The organism is Endozoicomonas sp. ONNA1, from assembly GCF_024606325.1.
Taxonomy (GTDB): domain Bacteria; phylum Pseudomonadota; class Gammaproteobacteria; order Pseudomonadales; family Endozoicomonadaceae; genus Endozoicomonas_A.
Map to the genome: position 1 here is coordinate 1 of NZ_JAHHPN010000056.1, position 1,051 is coordinate 1,051.

Sequence of the window (1,051 nt, forward strand, 5' to 3'; positions counted from 1 at the left end):
TCTGCTTCACAAACGCTCTATCCAGCCGCAGGGCACTATTAATGATGTCATTTAAACGATCCGGGTCTACCGAGGCAGTTTGATTCTCATCCGGTTTTTTATGGGTATCTGGCAAAAACTGCCAACAAGCCACTTTCATAAAATCCCGCACTGACGAGGTCTGCCGGGTGCCATGGGTGATGACGCTATTGATGGCCTTGCGCCAGTGGCTGGGCAGTAGTTGTGGCGACTGGTCAACCTGCTGTGCTCGACGGGCAGCCAGTATCAGGTTATTCAACAACCCTTCGGTCCGTTCAGGCAGACGGTTACAAAGGTGGGCAGGTACGGTTTTAAAGGCTGCGTAAAGTTGCCGAAGTGCCTGTTCGGGCAGCTCAGTCCGGGGGATATCATGCTTGACCGCACTGATCTCCCAGATATCCACCTCAGGACAGGGTTTAGCCGTGGCAACCATTGAGCTGAATATCGAAGATGGGCTTTTCACAGACTCGGGCCAGAGTACGGTGACATGAGCTTGTGGGTAGGCTTGTAATTGGCCATTTACCAACAGAGGTTGCCCGACAGCCAGAGGTTCCAGAAGCTCCTGAAGCGCTGAATTACTTTCCAGTCCCCGCAATATAACAGGCTTGCCAGAGCTTAATGCCTTCTGCAACTCACTCTGACGCCGGCCAAAATATGCCTTTTTTTCCGAGGTGATATGGATATTATCAAACAGCTGACTGAAGCTGGTCAGTTCATTGACCTGAATCACCAGAGAGGCTTCCTGATGATTGATCCAATGACTGGCCTGGGCAGGTTGCCGATAAGTCACGGTATTAAAGACGCTGTGATCTCTCATTGAGTGCACATCGTTTTTTGTCAACCCCAGGGCTTTCGGCTGCTGTTTTGTGTGAGTCACCTGAAGTCGGGGCTCCAGGCCGGTGGTCTCGCGAATCGTCTGCATTGAACCCAGTAAACAAAACCAGAGCGCCTCAGTGAGGGGAGACGTTACGGTGAAGACACCACCCGCCCGAACTTGTTCCAACAGACGGGTGTTAGGGACTGCATAGCCTTC

1 protein-coding gene is annotated in these 1,051 nt (G+C 52.0%); it reads right to left on the reverse strand.

Features of this window, described 5'->3' with window-relative positions; all coding sequences use genetic code 11:
• The coding region (locus KDK19_RS01245) for a hypothetical protein (protein WP_257291178.1) at window positions 1–1,051 on the reverse strand (1,051 nt) is incomplete at both ends.